Source organism: Mumia sp. zg.B53, assembly GCF_019550935.1.
GTDB lineage: Bacteria > Actinomycetota > Actinomycetes > Propionibacteriales > Nocardioidaceae > Mumia.
This window is the reverse complement of the sequence record NZ_JAHWCK010000001.1, coordinates 1093215-1110533: the sequence shown is the minus strand read 5'-3', so window position 1 is coordinate 1110533 and position 17319 is coordinate 1093215. Positions and strand designations below refer to the sequence as shown.

General features: G+C 71.6%; 18 protein-coding genes. 10 read left to right on the top strand and 8 right to left on the bottom strand.

Going from position 1 to position 17319, the window contains the following annotated elements; genetic code table 11:
• Nucleotide 1 precedes the first annotated feature (1 nt).
• The gene (locus KV102_RS05275) at nt 2-583 is read right to left on the bottom strand and encodes a hypothetical protein (protein WP_220342349.1); all 582 of its coding nucleotides are present in this window, start codon (nt 581-583) and stop codon (nt 2-4) included.
• A 60-nt stretch (nt 584-643) separates the two neighbouring features.
• Between KV102_RS05275 and KV102_RS05270 the strand changes: the two genes are divergently transcribed.
• On the top strand, nt 644-1312 hold the full coding sequence (locus KV102_RS05270; RefSeq protein WP_220345512.1) for a hypothetical protein: 669 nt from the start codon (nt 644-646) through the stop codon (nt 1310-1312).
• Here KV102_RS05270 and KV102_RS05265 read toward each other — a convergent pair.
• From KV102_RS05265 to KV102_RS05250, 4 genes are all read right to left on the bottom strand, one after another.
• Nucleotides 1309-1839 carry a MarR family winged helix-turn-helix transcriptional regulator gene (locus KV102_RS05265; protein ID WP_220342347.1) on the bottom strand — a complete coding sequence of 177 codons (531 nt, stop codon included), beginning with the start codon at nt 1837-1839 and terminating at the stop codon, nt 1309-1311. The genes KV102_RS05270 and KV102_RS05265 overlap by 4 nt on opposite strands.
• Before the next feature lie 73 nt (nt 1840-1912).
• Nucleotides 1913-3418 (bottom strand): gamma-aminobutyraldehyde dehydrogenase, encoded by a 1506-nt coding sequence (locus KV102_RS05260; RefSeq protein ID WP_220345511.1) that lies wholly within the window; start codon nt 3416-3418, stop codon nt 1913-1915.
• A gap of 84 nt (nt 3419-3502) precedes the next feature.
• A complete protein-coding gene (locus tag KV102_RS05255) occupies nt 3503-3676 on the bottom strand; it encodes a hypothetical protein (RefSeq protein WP_220345510.1) in 174 nt (57 codons plus the stop codon).
• Nucleotides 3677-3756: 80 nt separating this feature from the next.
• Nucleotides 3757-5382 (bottom strand): PucR family transcriptional regulator, encoded by a 1626-nt coding sequence (locus tag KV102_RS05250; protein WP_220342344.1) that lies wholly within the window; start codon nt 5380-5382, stop codon nt 3757-3759.
• 91 nt (nt 5383-5473) lie between these two features.
• Between KV102_RS05250 and KV102_RS05245 the strand changes: the two genes are divergently transcribed.
• From KV102_RS05245 to KV102_RS05205, 9 genes are read left to right on the top strand one after another with little or no spacing between them, the layout of a single operon-like run.
• A complete protein-coding gene (locus KV102_RS05245) occupies nt 5474-6997 on the top strand; it encodes a CoA-acylating methylmalonate-semialdehyde dehydrogenase (protein ID WP_220345509.1) in 1524 nt (507 codons plus the stop codon).
• 10 nt (nt 6998-7007) lie between these two features.
• Nucleotides 7008-8333: an aspartate aminotransferase family protein gene (locus tag KV102_RS05240; protein WP_220345508.1), complete on the top strand. Its 1326-nt coding sequence runs from the start codon at nt 7008-7010 to the stop codon at nt 8331-8333.
• Entirely contained in the window at nt 8320-9759 is a 1440-nt protein-coding gene (locus KV102_RS05235; RefSeq protein ID WP_220345507.1) for an FAD-binding oxidoreductase, read from the top strand. The genes KV102_RS05240 and KV102_RS05235 overlap by 14 nt, the downstream gene beginning before the upstream one ends.
• Nucleotides 9760-9812: 53 nt before the next feature.
• Nucleotides 9813-10907, top strand: a complete 1095-nt coding sequence (locus tag KV102_RS05230) for an ABC transporter ATP-binding protein (protein ID WP_220345506.1) — start codon at nt 9813-9815, stop codon at nt 10905-10907.
• Nucleotides 10904-12070, top strand: coding sequence for a spermidine/putrescine ABC transporter substrate-binding protein (locus tag KV102_RS05225; protein WP_220345505.1), 1167 nt, complete (start codon nt 10904-10906; stop codon nt 12068-12070). The genes KV102_RS05230 and KV102_RS05225 overlap by 4 nt, the downstream gene beginning before the upstream one ends.
• Nucleotides 12071-12075: 5 nt before the next feature.
• Nucleotides 12076-12975, top strand: a complete 900-nt coding sequence (locus KV102_RS05220; RefSeq protein WP_220342338.1) for an ABC transporter permease — start codon at nt 12076-12078, stop codon at nt 12973-12975.
• Nucleotides 12972-13832 (top strand): ABC transporter permease, encoded by an 861-nt coding sequence (locus KV102_RS05215; protein WP_308290232.1) that lies wholly within the window; start codon nt 12972-12974, stop codon nt 13830-13832. The genes KV102_RS05220 and KV102_RS05215 overlap by 4 nt, the downstream gene beginning before the upstream one ends.
• Nucleotides 13833-13837: 5 nt before the next feature.
• Nucleotides 13838-14182 carry a cupin domain-containing protein gene (locus KV102_RS05210; protein WP_220345504.1) on the top strand — a complete coding sequence of 115 codons (345 nt, stop codon included), beginning with the start codon at nt 13838-13840 and terminating at the stop codon, nt 14180-14182.
• A gap of 52 nt (nt 14183-14234) precedes the next feature.
• On the top strand, nt 14235-14948 hold the full coding sequence (locus tag KV102_RS05205; protein WP_220345503.1) for an SGNH/GDSL hydrolase family protein: 714 nt from the start codon (nt 14235-14237) through the stop codon (nt 14946-14948).
• A gap of 9 nt (nt 14949-14957) precedes the next feature.
• Here KV102_RS05205 and KV102_RS05200 read toward each other — a convergent pair whose 3' ends face one another.
• Genes KV102_RS05200 through arsM form a run of 3 tightly spaced genes read right to left on the bottom strand, consistent with a single transcriptional unit; the run spans nt 14958 to nt 17244 of the window.
• Nucleotides 14958-15362 carry an arsenate reductase ArsC gene (locus KV102_RS05200; RefSeq protein ID WP_220345502.1) on the bottom strand — a complete coding sequence of 135 codons (405 nt, stop codon included), beginning with the start codon at nt 15360-15362 and terminating at the stop codon, nt 14958-14960.
• Nucleotides 15359-16435, bottom strand: coding sequence for an ACR3 family arsenite efflux transporter (gene arsB / locus KV102_RS05195; protein ID WP_220345501.1), 1077 nt, complete (start codon nt 16433-16435; stop codon nt 15359-15361). The genes KV102_RS05200 and arsB overlap by 4 nt, the downstream gene beginning before the upstream one ends.
• Nucleotides 16432-17244 (bottom strand): arsenite methyltransferase, encoded by an 813-nt coding sequence (arsM, locus tag KV102_RS05190; protein WP_220342333.1) that lies wholly within the window; start codon nt 17242-17244, stop codon nt 16432-16434. Before arsM ends, arsB begins: the two co-directional genes overlap by 4 nt.
• Between the last annotated feature and the right edge of the window lie 75 nt (nt 17245-17319).

Genomic DNA, 17319 nt, shown 5'->3' with positions numbered 1-17319 from the left:
GTCAATCGCTCTCGTCGCTGTCGATCGCGACGTGCGTGTCGGCGGCCTCTGCCTCCTCGTCGTACCCGTCCTTGGGGCGGCCGAGGCGTGCGCGCAGGTTGCGGCGGGACAGGAGCAGAAGGTCCCAGGTGCTCGTGTCCACCATGTCGGGGTCGAGGTGCTCCAGCGCCCGGATCCCGATGTTGAGCCACCGCTCGGCCGCCAGCGGCTCGCCGGCCTCGTCGTAGAGGTCGGCCATGTAGTGGGCCGACAGTGGCGTGATGCGTCCCGACCGGCGGTAGCGGTCGGCGTACTCCGACGGGTCGAGACCACGTGCGAGCGCAGCGCCGACCCGCACGACGTCGGGGTGGATGGCCGAGGCGCCCGCGGCCGTGTCCGCCATCGCCAGCACCTCCTCCTGCCGGTCCCACGAGCCGTCGAACCCGAGGAACTCCGAGGCGGCGACCAGGAGCGAGCGCGGTGTGACGTCGTCGGCGAGCTCATAGCCCGCGCCGGTGGCGAGCTCGACCAGCTTCTCGGCCTTCTGGCGGGCGGTGAGGTCGGACTCCTCGACAGCGTCGGTGTCGTCCCGGGTGATGCGCATGGCGCCAGTATCCCGTGCAGGTGTCGCGCTCCTCGTGCCAGACCCGGCAGGATGGCCGTCATGGACGGTGCGTCGGTGGTGGAGCAGGGGCCTGGGTGGACCTGGTGGCGCACACCCTCGGGCGTCTGGGTCGAGGTCGCCGACGACCTCGCCTGCGTGCTCCCACCCGAGGCCGCGGCGGGGGTCGTCTCAATCGCCTGGCCACGCGGTCGGTGGAGGTTCACCTTCCGCGGCGACCCCGTGCCGTACGAGGCGCCCATGGCGGTACGCGCCGACCCCTCGCTGACCTGTGCGATGACGGTCCTGGCGGCCGCGAAGCAGGCCAAGGTGCACGGAGATGCCGACGTACGCGCCACCTTCGGCGAACTCACGTCCCGCGAGCCCGCCGACGGCCTCACCGCCGGGGAGACCGCCGGCGTCCTCGACGTGCGGGCCCCGACCGAGCCGGAGCGTGACTCGCTCGTGGACGTCGTCGTGGCTCAGGCGCGCGCTCGTGCGACCCGCGACCGCACGCGGGTGGAGGTCGACCGCGACGAGATCCACGGGCCGCTCGTCCTCGATGCCCTCGCCGTACGCACGCTGACCGACGAGGTGGGCGCGGTGGAGATCGGGTCGCCCGGCGCGGACCGGGCCGCCCGAGCGGTCCGACGCGGCGAGCGTGCGGTCACCCTCGTGGTGCGTGAGCGGGACGAACGGCTGATCCGCGCCGCTCTGGCCGCACTCTCCTAGGTGTCGGAACGGGGAGCCGGGTCGTCGCTCGCGGGCCCGCGCACGGGCTCGTCGGCGCCTCCGTGGTCGGCGTACTCGCGCAGGATCGCGATGGCGTCGTCGAGGAACGTCGTGATCGTGCGGGCCGACTCGTCATCGAGGTCGGAGGTGAGCTCGCGGATGGCGGAGATCAGCGGAGAGAGAGCACGTCGGGCGTCGGAGTAGGCGGAGCCGGTCGGCTGGAGGCTGGTGCGACGCCGGTCGGTCGGGTGCGGAGTGCGCTCCATGTGCCCCGATGAGACCAGGCGGTCGACCGCGACGGTCGCCGAGGCGGAACGGATTCCGAGCCGGTGGGCCAGGTCGCCGACGCCCAGGGGTCGCGGCAGTGCCGCCATGGCGTTGTCGAGCGCCAGGGCGTCGGTGACGCCGATCCCGATCTCGGAGGCGAGGCGGGCGTGCACCGATGGTGCGACGCGCAAGAGCTCTCGCAGCTGCATCCCGAGCGTGAACCGGATGTCGGTCTGGTCGACCGGAGGCAGCGAGTCCACAGAGCTATGTTATACGCCCGTCAACAGATAGACCTTCTATGCAATCCCCCGGCTCTGCTGAAGGTGCCGCCGGTCACACCCCCATGACGGTGCTGTGCCACGGCCTGCGAGCAGTGCCGGTCACGTCCTGCATCACGTGCTTGACCTGGGTGTACTCCTCGAACGAGTACGCGCTCATGTCCTTGCCGTAGCCCGACTGCTTGTAGCCGCCGTGCGGCATCTCGGAGACGATGGAGATGTGGTCGTTGATCCACACGCAGCCGGCCTGGATCTCCGCGGCCGCGCGCTGGGCACGGTAGACGTCACGCGTCCACGCCGACGCCGCCAAGCCGTACGGGGTGTCGTTGGCGAGCCGGACCGCCTCGTCGTCGGACTCGAACGGAAGCGCCACCAGAACCGGCCCGAAGATCTCCTGCTGGACGGCCTCCGCGTCCTGGGGGAGCCCCGTCAGGAGGGTCGGCTCGTAGAAGAAGCCCGAGCGCTCGGGCGAGCTTCCACCGCACACCACCTGGGCGCCGGCGGCCCGGGCGCGGTCGACCATCGCGGCCACCTTGTCGCGGTGCGCCGCCGAGCTGAGCGCCCCGAGGTCGGTCGCGGGGTCAGTGGGGTCTCCGACGACCACCTTGCCCATCAGCTCGGCGACCCCGTCGACGAACGCCTCGAAGAGGCTCGCGTGGACGTACGCCCGGGTGGCCGCCGTGCAGTCCTGCCCGCCGTTGATCAGCGAGCCCGCGACGGCGCCACGGACGGCCGCCTCGAGGTCGGCGTCGTCGAACACGACGAACGGCGCCTTGCCGCCCAGCTCGAGGTGTACGCGCTTCACCGAGGCGGCGGCCGTCGTCGCGATCTGCCGGCCGACCGCCGTCGACCCGGTGAAGGACACCATGCGGACGCCCGGGTGGCCGACGACGGCGCTCCCGGTCGTCGGACCGGGGCCGTTGACGACGTTGACGACACCGTCGGGCAGCCCGGCCTCGGTGGCGGCCTGGGCGAGCATCAGGGAGGTGAACGGTGTGATCTCGGCCGGCTTGAGGACCACGGTGTTGCCAGCGGCGATCGCCGGGAGGACCTTCCAGGCCGCCATCTGGAGCGGGTAGTTCCACGGGGCGACCGAGCCGACCACGCCGATCGGCTCACGCCGGATCGAGGAGGTGTGGTCGGCGGAGTAGCGGGCGCTCGCCCTGCCCTCCAGGTTGCGGGCAGCCCCGGCGAAGAAGGCGGTGTTGTCGATCGTGCCCGGGACGTCGAACTCCGTGGACATCCGGATCGACTTGCCCGTCTGCAACGTCTCGGCGGCGGCGAGGTCGTCCGCGATCTGCTCGAGCCGGCGCGCCAGCGCGTGGAGCGCGGTGCTCCGCTCACCAGGGGTGGCGGCGGACCATCCGGGGTACGCGCGGGCCGCTGCGGCCACCGCGTCGTCGACGTCGGAGTCTGTGGCCGAGGCGAACCTGCGTACGACCTCCCCCGTCGCGGGGTTGCTGACCACGACGTCGTCGGCACCGGAGCCGTCGGCGTACCGACCGCCGATGTGCTGTCCGGCGGGGATGCTGGCGGGGTCGAAGGCGCGGGGTGTGGTCATGGCGCGATTCCAGCACGTCGTCCGCGCGCGGACAACAGCCGGTATGTCACCACAGGGTCGTCTGCGGTGACGTCGTGTCGCCGCTCAGGCGATCGTCTTCGGCAGTGCGATGACGAGGAGGGCGGCGAAGAAGGCGAGCACCAGGCACGCCGCAGCGGTGCCGACGAGCTTGGCGGACGTCGCGCGGTCGACGACGAGCGGCAGCATGCCGAAACCTGCCACCACGGTGAAGACGGCGATCCAGCCCCAGGTCGTCATGTCGTGCTCCTCGCTCCCGTGGCCGCCGGTGCGGCCTGGGTCACCAACCTATCGGTCGAGGCGGCGTCGACGGCGCGCGGTCACCGCGGCTGGTCGTGCACCAGGAGGGCGACCCCCAGGGCGAGCCGGGAGTCGGCGTCGTCGAGGCGGACGCCGAGGATGCGCTCGAGGTGCGCGAGCTTCTTGTAGAGCGCGGGGCGGCTGCGGTGGCTGACGCGCGCCAGCTCGGTCTTGTTGCCGCCCACGGCGAGGTACTGGCGGAGCAGCTGGAGCATCCCGTCCTCGTGCGTCGCCTCGTGGACGAGCAGCCGGTCGAGCTCTGCCTCGGCGAACGCCTGGACCCGCGGGTCGTCCTGCAAGAGGGCCACAAGTCCGTGGAGACGGACGTCGCTGGCCCGGAAGAACGGTCTGCGGCGTGCCGGTGGCAGGGCGTGGGCCACCTCCGCGACGTGCTGGGCGTGCCGCAGCCCAGCGCCGGCGGTGAGCACCGTCTCGGCAGGGACGCCCACGCCGACCGACACGGGATCGAGGTCGGGCTGGCGGACGCGCTGGGCGTGCAGGGTCTCCGCGAGCTGCGCGACAGCGGCGTCGCCGCCCCGCTCGCCGGTCGCGAGCAGCACCGCCACCTCCACAGGCCCGAGCGAGCCGAGGATGAGGGGGAGCCGGGCGTCGCGCCCGGCCTGGGCGACGCGCTCGACGAGGCGCCGTGCGCCGCGGTGGGCCGCCACCGGATCGGTGCTCGTCCCTCCGGCGCGCGGTGCGGCGCGCACGACGAGGGCCACGTACGGCGCCACCGCGGGGAGCCCGAGCGCTCGGGCGCGCGCCTCGGCCTCGGCGACGTCGACCACGCGACCCGCGGCGAGCTCGGTGAGGAATCCACCCTGAGCCTGGTGGGTGATCCCGAACCGGTCGCTCTCCACCATCCGGCCGAGCTCCAGCGCCTGGGCCGCGCGCTCGAGGACCATCGCGAGGCGCTCCTGGTCGGAGGCGGGATTCACGACGACCAGCCGGCCCCAGCGCTGCTGCTGCACGCCGACCGGGGAGGTCATCCAGCCCTCGGGCCCCGTCACGCCGGTGAGGTCGGTGAAGGCGACCAGCCGCGAGCGTCGCTCCCACGCCTGGAGCAGGCCGGCGGCGGGACGCCCCAGCGCCGCGTAGGCCACGACGTGACGAGACAGGTCCTCGAGCACGACGGACGAGCCGGCCAGGGCGGCGGTCTCCTCGACGATCACCTGGGCCCCGGCTCCCTCGAGGCTCAGCGAGGTGAAGCGTTCGTGGACCCGCCGCGCGAAGTCGACGTGCTCGTACTGCTCGGCGACGATCGCACGGTGCACCTGCTCGGTGATCTCGACGAAGCGGGTGGGCCTCCGGAGGGCGACCACGGGGAACCGGCGCCGACGGGCGACGGCCAGCGCCGCCGCGGGCACCGCGCTGAAGGACTCGCCGAGCTCGACGAGGAGCCCGGTCGCGCCGGCGTCGACGAGCTCACCGACGTACGCCGCCGCGTCGGCCTCGTCCCCCCGCATCGCCAGGCCGGTGGAGAGGAGCAGCTCGCCGCCGGTGAGCAGCCCGGTGACCTCTCGGACCTCGCTGACGTGGACCCAACGGACCTGCCGGTCGAGCCGGTCGGCGCCCGCCAGCACCTGCGGCTCGGCGACGCGGAGGGCGTCCGAGGCCAAGACGGCGCGGAGCGTCGGGAGCGGCATGGCAGAAGGCTACACTCCGCAATCCTGTGTCGAGCACGGGTGACAATCCGTCCATTGTGGGGGGTGGCCCGCCAGGCGCACGCTCGTGCCCATGAGCACTCCCACCGTGATTCCGCACTGGCTCGACGGCGCGCCGTTCCTCGGCAGCTCCAGGTCCGGCGCCGCCGCTCGTACCGGCGATGTCACCAACCCCGCGACCGGCGCCGTGACCGGGCAGGTCGTCTTCGCCGACCAGGCCGACGCCGAGCGCGTGATCGGTGCGGCCTCGGCCGCGGCGCGCTCCTGGGCCGACACGTCGGTCACCAGGCGCACGCAGACCGTCTTCGCGTTCCGCGAGATCCTCAACGCCCGCAAGGAGGAGCTCGCGGCGATCATCACCGCCGAGCACGGCAAGGTGCTCGACGACGCTCTGGGGGAGGTGACCCGAGGCCTGGAGGTCGTCGAGTTCGCCTGCGGGATCCCGCACCTGCTCAAGGGTGGCTACTCCGAGGGCGTCTCCTCCGGGGTCGACGTGCACTCCAAGCGCCAGCCGCTCGGCGTAGTCGGGATCATCAGCCCGTTCAACTTCCCGGCGATGGTCCCGATGTGGTTCTTCCCGGTCGCGATCGCCGCGGGCAACACGGTGGTCCTCAAGCCGAGCGAGAAGGATCCCTCGGCCGCAATCTGGATCGCCGAGCGGTGGAAGGAGGCTGGGCTGCCCGACGGTGTCTTCAACGTCCTCCAGGGGGACAAGGTCGCTGTCGACGCACTCCTGGACAGCCCCGACGTCAAGGCGATCAGCTTCGTCGGCTCGACGCCCATCGCCCGCTACGTCTACGAGCGGGCGAGCCAGTCGGGCAAGCGGGTGCAGGCGCTGGGTGGTGCCAAGAACCACATGGTCGTGCTGCCCGACGCGGACCTCGACCTGGCCGCGGACCAGGCGGTCAGCGCCGGCTACGGCTCTGCCGGCGAACGCTGCATGGCGATCAGCGTCGTCGTCGCCGTCGGTGGAGTCGGGGACGAGCTCGTCGCCAAGATCGCCGACCGCACGCGCACCCTGCGCACCGGCGACGGGACGAAGGGCGCCGACATGGGGCCGCTCGTCACCCGGGCGCACCGCGACAAGGTCGCGTCGTTCGTCGATGCCGGCGAGGAGGCCGGAGCCAAGCTGGTCGTGGACGGGCGCGAGGTCGCCGCCGACGGTGGAGCGGAGGGCTTCTGGCTCGGCCCCACGTTGTTCGACCAGGTCACGCCCGACATGAGCGTCTACACCGAGGAGATCTTCGGCCCGGTCCTCTCGGTCGTGCGCACCGACACGTACGACGAGGCCGTCGCCCTCGTCAACGCGAACCCGTATGGCAACGGTGTCGCGCTGTTCACCAGCAACGGCGGGGCCGCGCGGAAGTTCGAGTACGAGGTCGAGGTCGGGATGATCGGCATCAACGTCCCGATCCCGGTGCCGATGGCGTACTACTCGTTCGGAGGGTGGAAGAGCTCGCTCTTCGGCGATAGCCACGCGCACGGGACCGAGGGCGTCCACTTCTTCACCCGTGGAAAGGTGGTCACCTCGCGGTGGGGTGATCCCGCCGTGAAGCCCGTCGGCGGCCTCGAGCTCGCCTTCCCGAAGAACAGCTAGAGAGGACGTCATGACGAACCGCACGTACGAGCTCGACCGCGCGCACGTCTTCCACTCGTGGGTCGCGCAGGCCTCCATGAACCCGATGGTGATCGAGAGCGCCGAGGGGAGCTACGTCGTCGACGACCAGGGGCAGCGATACCTCGACTTCTCCTCGCAGCTGGTCTTCACCAACATCGGGCACCAGCACCCGCGCGTGGTCAAGGCCATCCAGGACCAGGCCGCGCGCCTGTGCACGATCGCGCCCCAGCACGCCAACGCCGCCCGCTCGGAGGCCGCGGCCCTCGTCGCCGAGCTCGCGCCCGAGGGGATGGACCGCGTCTTCTTCACCAACGGCGGGGCGGACGCCGTCGAGCACGCCGTGCGCATGGCGCGCCTGCACACCGGACGCCGCAAGGTGCTGAGCCGCTACCGCTCGTACCACGGTGGCACCCAGACCGCGGTCAACCTGACCGGTGACCCGCGGCGCTGGCCCAACGACTACGGGGCGGACGGTGTCGTCCACTTCTTCGGGCCGTTCCTCTATCGCACCGAGTTCCACGCGACGACCGAGGCCGAGGAGTGCGAGCGTGCGCTCACGCACCTCGAGCACACGATCCAGATGGAGGGGCCCGACACGATCGCGGCGATCATCCTCGAGACCATCCCGGGCACCGCGGGCATCATGCCCCCGCCGCCGGGCTACCTCGAGGGGGTGCGGGCGCTGTGCGACCGCTACGGGATCGTCTGGATCGCCGATGAGGTGATGGCCGGGTTCGGCCGGACCGGCACGTGGTTCGCACTCGACCTGTACGACGCGACACCGGACCTCATCACGTTCGCCAAGGGCGTGACGTCGGGATACGTGCCGCTGGGCGGCGTGATCATCTCCGAGCCGATCTACGAGACCTTCGCCGACCGGCCCTATCCCGGCGGCCTCACCTACTCGGGCCACCCGCTCGCCTGCGCCGCCGCGGTCGCCACGATCGAGACGATGAAGGACGAGCGCATCGTCGAGAACGCCGCCACGCTGGGGGAGACGGTCTTCGCACCGGGGCTCGCCGAGCTGGCCGAGCGACACCCCTGTGTCGGTGAGGTCCGTGGGGTGGGGGCGTTCTGGGCGCTCGACCTCGTCGCCGACCGGGAGACCCGGGAGCCGCTGGCACCGTACGGGGGGACGAGCCCGGCGATGAACGAGATCGTCGCGGCGTGCAAGAAGCACGGGCTGCTGCCGTTCGTGAACTACCACCGCCTCCACGTCGTGCCCGCCCTCAACATCACCGCCGACGAGGCGCGTGCCGGTCTGGCGGTCCTGGACGAGGCGCTGTCGGTCGGCGATGCCCATGCCGCACGCTGACGCGCGCGCACGCCGGCACCCGACCGTCTTCGAACGGCAGCCGGCGCCCGCCGCTGCCGTGGAGGCCTCGCTGGAGCAGACGCGCGACGCCTGCTTCTGGCTCGACGACGTCGCGGACGCGGTGACGTACCCGGTGCTGCACGGTGCGCACAGCGCCGACCTGCTGGTGGTCGGCGGTGGTTACACCGGCCTGTGGACCGCGGTGAAGGCCAAGGTCCGCAACCCGGCCGCGCGGGTGGTGCTGATCGAGGCGCAGACCGTCGGCTGGGCCGCGTCGGGGCGCAACGGCGGGTTCTGCGACGCCAGCCTGACCCACGGCGAGGACAACGGCCGCACCCGCTGGCCGGACGACTTCGACACGCTCGAGCGGCTGGGCCAGGACAACCTGGAGGCGATGGCCAAGGCGATCGACGCGCTCGGCATCGACTGCGAGCTCGAGCGCTCCGGCAGCCTCGACGTGGCTGTCGAGCCGTACCAGGTCGACCAGCTCCGCGAGTCCGGCGCCGAGGTGCTCGACGCCGACGCTGTGCGCGCGGAGGTGAACAGCCCGACGTACCTCGCGGGCGTCTGGCACCGTGACTCGACCGCGATGTTGCACCCGGCCAAGCTGGCCAAGGAGCTCGCCCGGGTGGCGGCGGGCCTGGGGGTGGAGATCTTCGAGAACAGTGCGGCCGAGTCGCTGGAGACCCACGGACGCACCGGGCCGGCGGTGGTGCGGACCCCACGCGGGTCGGTCCGCGCCGACCGGGTGGTGCTGGCGACGAACGTGTTCCCGTCGCTGCTGGCCCGCACCCGGCTGATGACCGTGCCCGTCTACGACTACGTGCTGATGACCGAGCCGCTCAGCCCGGCCCAGCGCGACGCGATCGGGTGGCGGCAGCGTCAGGGCGTCAGCGACATGGCGAACCAGTTCCACTACTACCGGATCACGCCGGAGGGCCGGATCCTGTTCGGCGGGTACGACGCGGTCTACCACTACGGGCGCAAGGTGCGTTCGGCCTACGAGCACCGGCCGGCGACGTACCGGGCGCTGGCGTCGCACTTCCTCACCACCTTCCCTCAGCTCGAGGGCATCCGGTTCACCCACCGGTGGGCCGGCGCGATCGACACGTCGACGCAGTTCTGCGCCTTCCACGGACTGGCGAAGCAGGGCCGGGTGGCCTACACCGCCGGCTTCACCGGCCTGGGGGTCGGCGCCACCCACTTCGCCGCCGACGTGATGCTCGACCGGCTCTCCGGCGAGCGGACACCGCGCACCGAGCTGGAGATGGTCCGCAAGAAGCCGCTGCCGTTCCCGCCGGAGCCGGCCGCGGCGCTCGGCATCAACGTCACGCGGTGGGCCCTCGACCGGGCCGACCATCGCGAGGGCCGGCGCAACGCCTGGCTGCGTGCGCTGGACGCGGCAGGGCTCGGGTTCGACTCCTAGATCGCGGCGGGTTCGACCAGCGGGGGCTGACACGGGAACACGGAAGGGTACGCATGACCACCACCACGGTCTCGCTGAGCGGGATCCGCAAGACGTACGGCACGGTGACCGCCGTCGACGGAGTCGACCTCGACATCGCCGAGGGGGAGTTCCTCTCGCTCCTCGGACCGTCGGGCTGTGGCAAGACGACGCTGCTGCGGGTGATCGGCGGGTTCGAGGAGCCGGACGAGGGTGACGTCCTCCTCTCCGGGACGTCGGTCGTCGGCGTGCCCCCGAACCGGCGCGCGGTCAACACCGTCTTCCAGGCGTACGCACTGTTCCCGCACATGACCGTCGCGGAGAACGTCGCGTACGGCCTGCGCCAGCGGCGGGCGGGCCAGCCGCGCCTCGCCAAGGCCGTGATCGCGGAGCGGGTCCGCGAGGCGCTCGCGCTGGTCCGGATGAGCGACTACGCCGAACGGCGCCCGAAGAAGCTGTCCGGCGGCCAGCAGCAACGTGTCGCGCTCGCCCGCGCGATCGTGAACCGACCCGACGTGCTCCTGCTCGACGAGCCGCTGTCGGCGCTGGACCGCAACCTGCGCGAGCAGATGCAGGTGGAGCTCAAGCTGATCCAGCGCCAGGTCGGCATCACCTTCGTGTTCGTCACCCACGACCAGGCCGAGGCGTTGTCGATGAGCGACCGGATCGTGGTGATGAACGCCGGCCGGATCGAGCAGGTCGGGACGCCGGAGGAGGTGTACGGCGCGCCCGCGACGGCGTTCGTCGCGGGGTTCATCGGCACCCAGAACTTCGCCGACGGCATCGTGAAGGACGGTGCCGTGGTCGCCGACGGCGTCACCTTCGTGCCCGAGTCGTCCGCGCTCGACGGCATGGACGACGGCGTCGCGGCACGCGTCGCGGTGCGCGCCGAGGCTGTGACGGTGACGGCCGACGAGCCTGTGGTGGGTGCGCCGAACGTCGTCGCCGGCACGCTCGCCAGCACGTCGTTCCTCGGCGACGTCGTGCAGCACGTCGTGCTCGGCGAGGAAGGCCGGGAGGTGCTGGCGAGGACCCCTGCGTCCACGTCGCCTGCGCTCGCCACCGGGTCGACGGTCTGGGCGACGTGGGAGCCGTCCGCCGTCCACGTGTTCGCGGAAGAGCAGGGATGACCCGCCGACGCCCGCCCGCCACGGTGCGGGTTCTCGCACCGCGCGCCGAGGCGGGGCGGATCAGCAGGCGGGCGCTGCTCGGCGGCTTTGCGGCGATCGGCACCGCGACGCTGCTCGGGTGCAGCGGCAGCCGCACGATGGCGACCACCGCCGTGCCCGACGGAACCCTCGAGGACCGGCTCAACGTCTACTCGTGGGGCGACTACGAGAGCCCGGACAACATCCGCGCGTTCCGCAGCTCGCACGACATCACCGTCCAGGTCGACAGCTTCGCCTCCAACGAGGAGATGATCGCCAAGATCGGCGCGAGCCGGGGGACCAGCGGGTACGACGTCCTCGTCCCGTCGGGCCAGTTCGTCCCGATGATGGTCGCGAACGACCTCCTGTCCCCGCTGGACCACCGTCTGATCCCGAACATCGCGAACCTCGAGACGGCGTTCGTCGACCAACCCTGGGACCCGGGCAACGCCCATGCCGTCCCGAAGGCGTGGGGGACGACGGGCTTCGCCTACGACACGACGAAGGTGGACGGCAACCCGACCTCGTGGCGCGATTTCCTCGATCTCGCCGCGGGGCAGGCGAGCGGCTCCGTGTCGCTGCTCGACGACCCGTGGGAGGTGGCCTCGATCTACTTCGGCTCCGAGGGGATCGACCCGAACACGACCGATCCGAAGGCGCTCGACGCGGCGGAGGCGTACCTGACGAGCCGGCTCGCCCCGCACGTACGGGCCTTCAACTCGGCACCGACGCAGAGCGTCGTCCAGAACGAGCTCGCGCTGTTGCAGATGTACAACGGCGACGCCCGGCTCGCCTTCTCCGAGTCCGACGACCCCGACCGGTGGCGCTTCGTCTACCCGACGCCGACCGCGAACCTGTGGGTCGACACCTGGGCGATCGCGCGGGGCGCGCAGCACGTCGACGCCGCGCACGCGTTCATCAACTTCATGCTCGACCCCGAGACCGCGATCGGCGAGGTCGACTGGAACGGCTACCCGACCGGGATCACCGGCCAACGGGACCTCGCCGAGGAGTGGGAGCTGGAGATGCTCGACCTGATCTTCCCGTCGGACGCGGTGGTCTCGCGACTCACGCCGGCCACGCTGAGCGATGCCCAGGACCGTCTCACCGCGATCCTCGAGCACGTCCAGGCGAAGGCGGGATGAGGACGATGTCGCGACTCCGTCCCCGCGCGACGAGCGCCTGGCTGTCGTTCCCCGTGTGGGCGTGGCTGGCGTTCTTCGTGTTCACCCCGCTGGCGCTGGTCGTCTGGTACTCGTTCGGCGAGAAGCCCGACCTCTTCACCGCCGTCTCCATGGACAACCTGTCGTTCGACCGGTACGCCGAGGTCCTCGACGGCGTCTTCATGTCGACGTTCTGGGCAACGCTGAGGATCGCCGCCACCGGCACGCTGCTGTGCCTCCTGGTCGGCGTCCCGTTCGCGTACTGGATGGCCGTCAAGGTCGACCCGCGCTGGCGCCCGCTCCTGCTCGCCCTCGTGCTCGTGCCGTTCTGGACGAACTTCCTGGTCCGGACGCTCGGTTGGCAGATCATCCTGTCGCCGAACGGCATGGCGTCGGACGCACTCCAGTGGCTGGGCATCCTGAGCGGCCCGCTCGACGTCCTCTACACGCGTGGGGCCGTCCAGCTCGGCGTCGTCTACAACTACCTGCCGCTGATGATCCTGCCGCTGTACGTCGTGTTCGAGCGGCTCGACCCGAGCCAGCGGGAGGCGAGCCGCGACCTCGGCGCCGGACGGTGGAGGACCTTCTTCTCCGTCACCGTCCCCGACACGCTGCCGGGGATCGCCTCGGGTTGCCTCCTGGTGTTCATCCCGCTGATGGGCGACTTCCTCACCGCGTCGGTGCTCGGCGGCGCTCGCGGCACGATGATCGGCCAGGTCGTGGCACGCCAGTTCACGTCGGCCCAGAACTGGGCGCTCGGGGCGGCGATGGCCGTCACGCTGATGGTGTTCGTGCTGCTGACGGTGGTGCTTGCCGCCGCGGCCTTCCTGCTCGTACGGGCGGTCATACGACGAGCCCGCCACCTGAACCTGGAGGTGACGCCGTGAGCGCCACTCGTCGCCGTACGGATCCGGTGAACCTCGCGCTCGCGGTGCTCGGCGTGCTGGTCTTCGTGTTCCTCTTCCTGCCGATCCTCGTGATCGTCGTCTACTCGTTCAACAGCGGCCGACTCCTCGGCGCCTGGGACAGCTTCGGGTTCGACGCGTACACGCGGGCCTGGGAGAACCCGGTCATCGGCAACGCCGTCCGTACGTCGCTGGTCTCCGGGGTGCTCGCGTCGCTCGTGGCCACCGTGCTCGGGACGGTGGGCGGTGTCGCGCTCGCTCGCGCCCGGTCCGGCGCCCGGTGGGCGGGGCTGCTGACCGCGCTGCTCGCGGTCACGCTGATCACGCCGGAGGTCATCGACGGCATCGCGATCCTGCCGTGGCTCGTGACGCTCGGGACCGACGGCGGGCTCTCGGTCGTCAACAACGGGATGGTGCGGCTCGTCATCGTGCACACCTCGCTCGCGCTCGCCGTGGTCACGTTCATCGTCCGGGCGCGCATGCGGGGGATGGACGAGCAGATCGAGGAGGCGGCGGCCGACCTGTACGCGAACCCGTGGAACAGGTTCCGTCAGGTCACGATGCCGCTGGCCTGGCCCGGCATCTTCGCCGGCGCCCTGATGGCGTTCACGCTGAGCCTCGACAACACGATCGTCGCCTCGTTCATCCAGGTCCCCGGCTACACGCCGTGGCCGGTCTATGTGTTCGGGTCGCTCAAGGTCGGGCTTCGGCCGGAGATCGCCGCGGTGTCGACCGTGATGCTGCTCCTCACACTCGCTGCGCTCGCGGTGGTGTGGGCGGTGCTGCGCCGCTCGGGCGACGACAACGCCGCCGTCGCCTCGACGTTCACGGGCGGGTGAGAGACATGGATTCCGTCGACGACCGCGTCGTCTCCGTCGACGTGCGGACGCACGCGCTCACCGGTGACGCGCTCGACCCGAGCGACGTCGTCGCAGGGGTGCCACAGACGGCCTCGGCCGTACTCGCTGCGCTCGGGGACACCGAGGTCGGGATCTGGGAGATGACTGCCGGCACCGTCCGTGACACCGAGGTCGACGAGGTGTTCGTGGTGCTGTCCGGGGACGCGACCGTACGGTTCGAGGACCGTAGCGCCCTCGAGCTGCGACCCGGAGTCGCCGTACGCCTGCACGCCGGCGATCGCACGGTGTGGGAGGTGCGCGAGCGGCTGCGGAAGGTCTACGTGGCCTGATCTGTTCCGCAGGTTCTCACCGTTCGGCGCCGCGGGGAGTGATCATGGGGTGGTGAGAGCACGTCGCGTCGCCCGACCACGTCTGCTGGACGTCTCCTGGCGGGCGCGTCTGGCCGTGGTTCTGCTCCTCCTGACGATCAGCGCGGCGTTCCTCACCGACCTCGGGCAGAGCCGGGCCGACGCCGTGCGGTGCGAGCGGTTCACGTCGCAGTCCGAGGCACGCCGGGTCGTCGGCGCCCCCGCCGGGAAGCGGGTCGTCGTGATCGGCGACTCCTGGTCCGCCGGGCTCGGTCTGGACGATGCCGGCGACGCCTGGACATCCCGGTTGTCGGGGCAGGTCCACGTCGACGCGTTCTCCGGTTCGGGCTTCAGCCGGTCCGCGAGCCCGTGCGACGGCTCGTGGTTCGCCGCCCGTGCTGCCCGTGCCGTGGCCGGCGGAGCGGATCTGGTGGTGATCGCAGGAGGGCTCAACGACGTCGACCAGACGCCGGAGGCGGTCCGGGCCGGCTTCGAGCGCGTGATGAGGTCCGTGCAGGGTCCGCCCGTGGTCGTGGTCGGGCCCGCCGCCGCGCCGGCCCGCGAACGGGGGGCGCGGCGGGTGGACGCCCAGCTCGCGCTGCTCGCGGGCCGGGCCGGGGCGGCGTACGTCTCGACGATCGGGCTCGACCTGCCCTACCTCGACGACGGGCTCCACCTGACGCCCGCCGGCCATCGCGAGCTCGGCGACTTCGTGGCCGAGAGTCTCGTGGACCTCGGCGTCGCCTGAGGCCTCCGCTCAGTCGGCAGGCGCGAGGCTCTCGACGAGCCGTCGGACCCGGGCGCGGATCTCGTCTCGGATCGGGCGGACCTCCTCGAGGCTGCGTCCCGCGGGGTCGTCGAGCGCCCAGTCCTCATAGCGGGTGCCGGGATAGACCGGGCACGTGTCGCCGCACCCCATGGTGACGACGACGTCGGCGCGCCGGACGTCGGTCGTCTTGAGCAGCCGCGGCTGGTTCTCGGCGATGTCGATGCCGAGCTCGGCCATGGCTGCCACGGCGACAGGGTTGAGCCGGTCCGCAGGCTCGGAGCCGGCAGACAGCACGGTGACGGACTCGCCGGCGAGGTGCCGGACGAAGCCGGCTGCCATCTGAGAACGGCCCGCGTTGTGGACACAGACGAAAAGCACGGTGCGAACGCTCATCGGGGGATCTCCTGAGGTGGGGATGGCCGGAGGGCGCGGGCGGCGTAGACGAGCGCCAGGAGCGCGGGCACCTCGATGAGAGGGCCGACGACGCCGGCGAGGGCTTCACCCGAGGTGGCGCCGAAGGTGCTGATCGCCACGGCGATCGCGAGCTCGAAGTTGTTGCCGGCAGCCGTGAACGCGACCGTGGTCGTCCGTGCGTCGTCGAGCCCGGCGGCGCGCGAGCCGATCCAGGCGAGGGCGAACATCGCGACGAAGTAGAGGAGCAGCGGCACGGCGATGCGTCCGACGTCCAGAGGTCGTCGGGTGATGGCGTCGCCCTGGAGGGCGAACAGCACCACGATCGTGAACAGCAGCCCCCACAGCGCGAGCGGGCTCACCGTGGGGAGGAAGCGGGTCTCGTACCAGGTGCGGCCCTTGAGGCGCTCGCCCAGGAGCCGGCTGGCGGCGCCGGCGGCGAGCGGGATCCCGAGGAACACCAGCACGCTGATCGCGATCGCTCCCACGCTCAGCTCGGCGCTGGTCGTCGGCAGGCCGAGCCACGCGGGGAGGATCTGGAGGTAGAACCAGCCGAGCGCGGCGAACGCGACGAGCTGGAACACGCTGTTGATCGCCACCAGGACGACGGCGGCCTCCCGGTCGCCGCAGGCGAGGTCGTTCCAGATGAGGACCATCGCGATGCACCGGGCCAGGCCGACGATGATCAAGCCGGTGCGGTACTCGGGGAGGTCGGGAAGCAGCAGCCAGGCGAGCGCGAACATGAGCGCCGGGCCCACGATCCAGTTCAGCGTCAGCGACACCGCGATCAGACGGCGGTCGCCGAGGATCGCGCGTGTCCGGTCGTAGCGGACCTTCGCCAGGACGGGGTACATCATCACGAGCAGACCCAGCGCGATCGGCGCGGAGACCTCCCCGATCTCCCAGCCGCCCAGCGCGTCGTCGAGTCCGGGGACCAGGCGCCCGACCAGCAGCCCGACCGCCATCGCGGCGACGATCCACACCGGCAGCAGCCGGTCGGTCGCCGACAGCCGCCCGGCGAGAGCGGGGCGGGTGCCGGCGTCGGAGACCGTCATGCAGTCGGCTTGGTGGCACGGATGATCGCACCGTGCATGCCCGGGGCCGCCTCATGGGTCAGCTCGACCGTCGCGTCGGCGAAGCCCGCCGCGGCGAGCCCGTCGAGGTACTCGCTGCGCGACAGCGCGCCGGCGATGCAGGCGACGTACGACCCGCGCTCGGCACGGTCGGCCGGCGTGAGGTGGTCCTCGGCGACGACGTCGGAGATGCCGATGCGCCCGCCCGGAACCAGCACGCGGAACATCTCGGCGAGGACCTGGGGCTTGTCGACCGACAGGTTGATCACGCAGTTGGAGATGACCACGTCGACGGCCGCGTCGGGCAGCGGCACGTCCTCGATCGACCCCTTGAGGAACTCCACGTTCGTGGCCTCGGCCTTCGTGGCGTTGGCCCGGGCCAGGTCGAGCATCTCGTCGGTCATGTCCACGCCGTACGCGAAGCCGTCGGGACCGACGCGCCGGGCGGACAGCAGGACGTCGATCCCACCGCCGGAGCCCAGGTCGAGCACCTTCTCGCCGGGGCTCAAGGCAGCGACGGCGAGCGGGTTGCCGCAGCCGAGCGACGCGGCGAGCGCCTCGGCCGGGAGCTCGGCCGCCTCGGCGCTCGAGTACAGGCCGGCACCGAACGAGGGATCGACCTCCGCGGTGGAGCCGCCGCAGCACGAGTCCGCGGCGTCGGCGGCCGGCGCGCAGCACGACTCGGTCGTCGCGAGAACCAGGTCGTTCGTGGTGCCGGAGCGGGCCTGGACGGCGGCGGCGGCGTAGCGCTCGCGGACCTGCTCGACGAGCTCGTCGTTCGTGAGGGTCATGATGTCTCCTGAGATCGAGGAAGTTCGATGCATCGAACACTACCGATTGATCGACGGATGTCAATACGTGTGGCA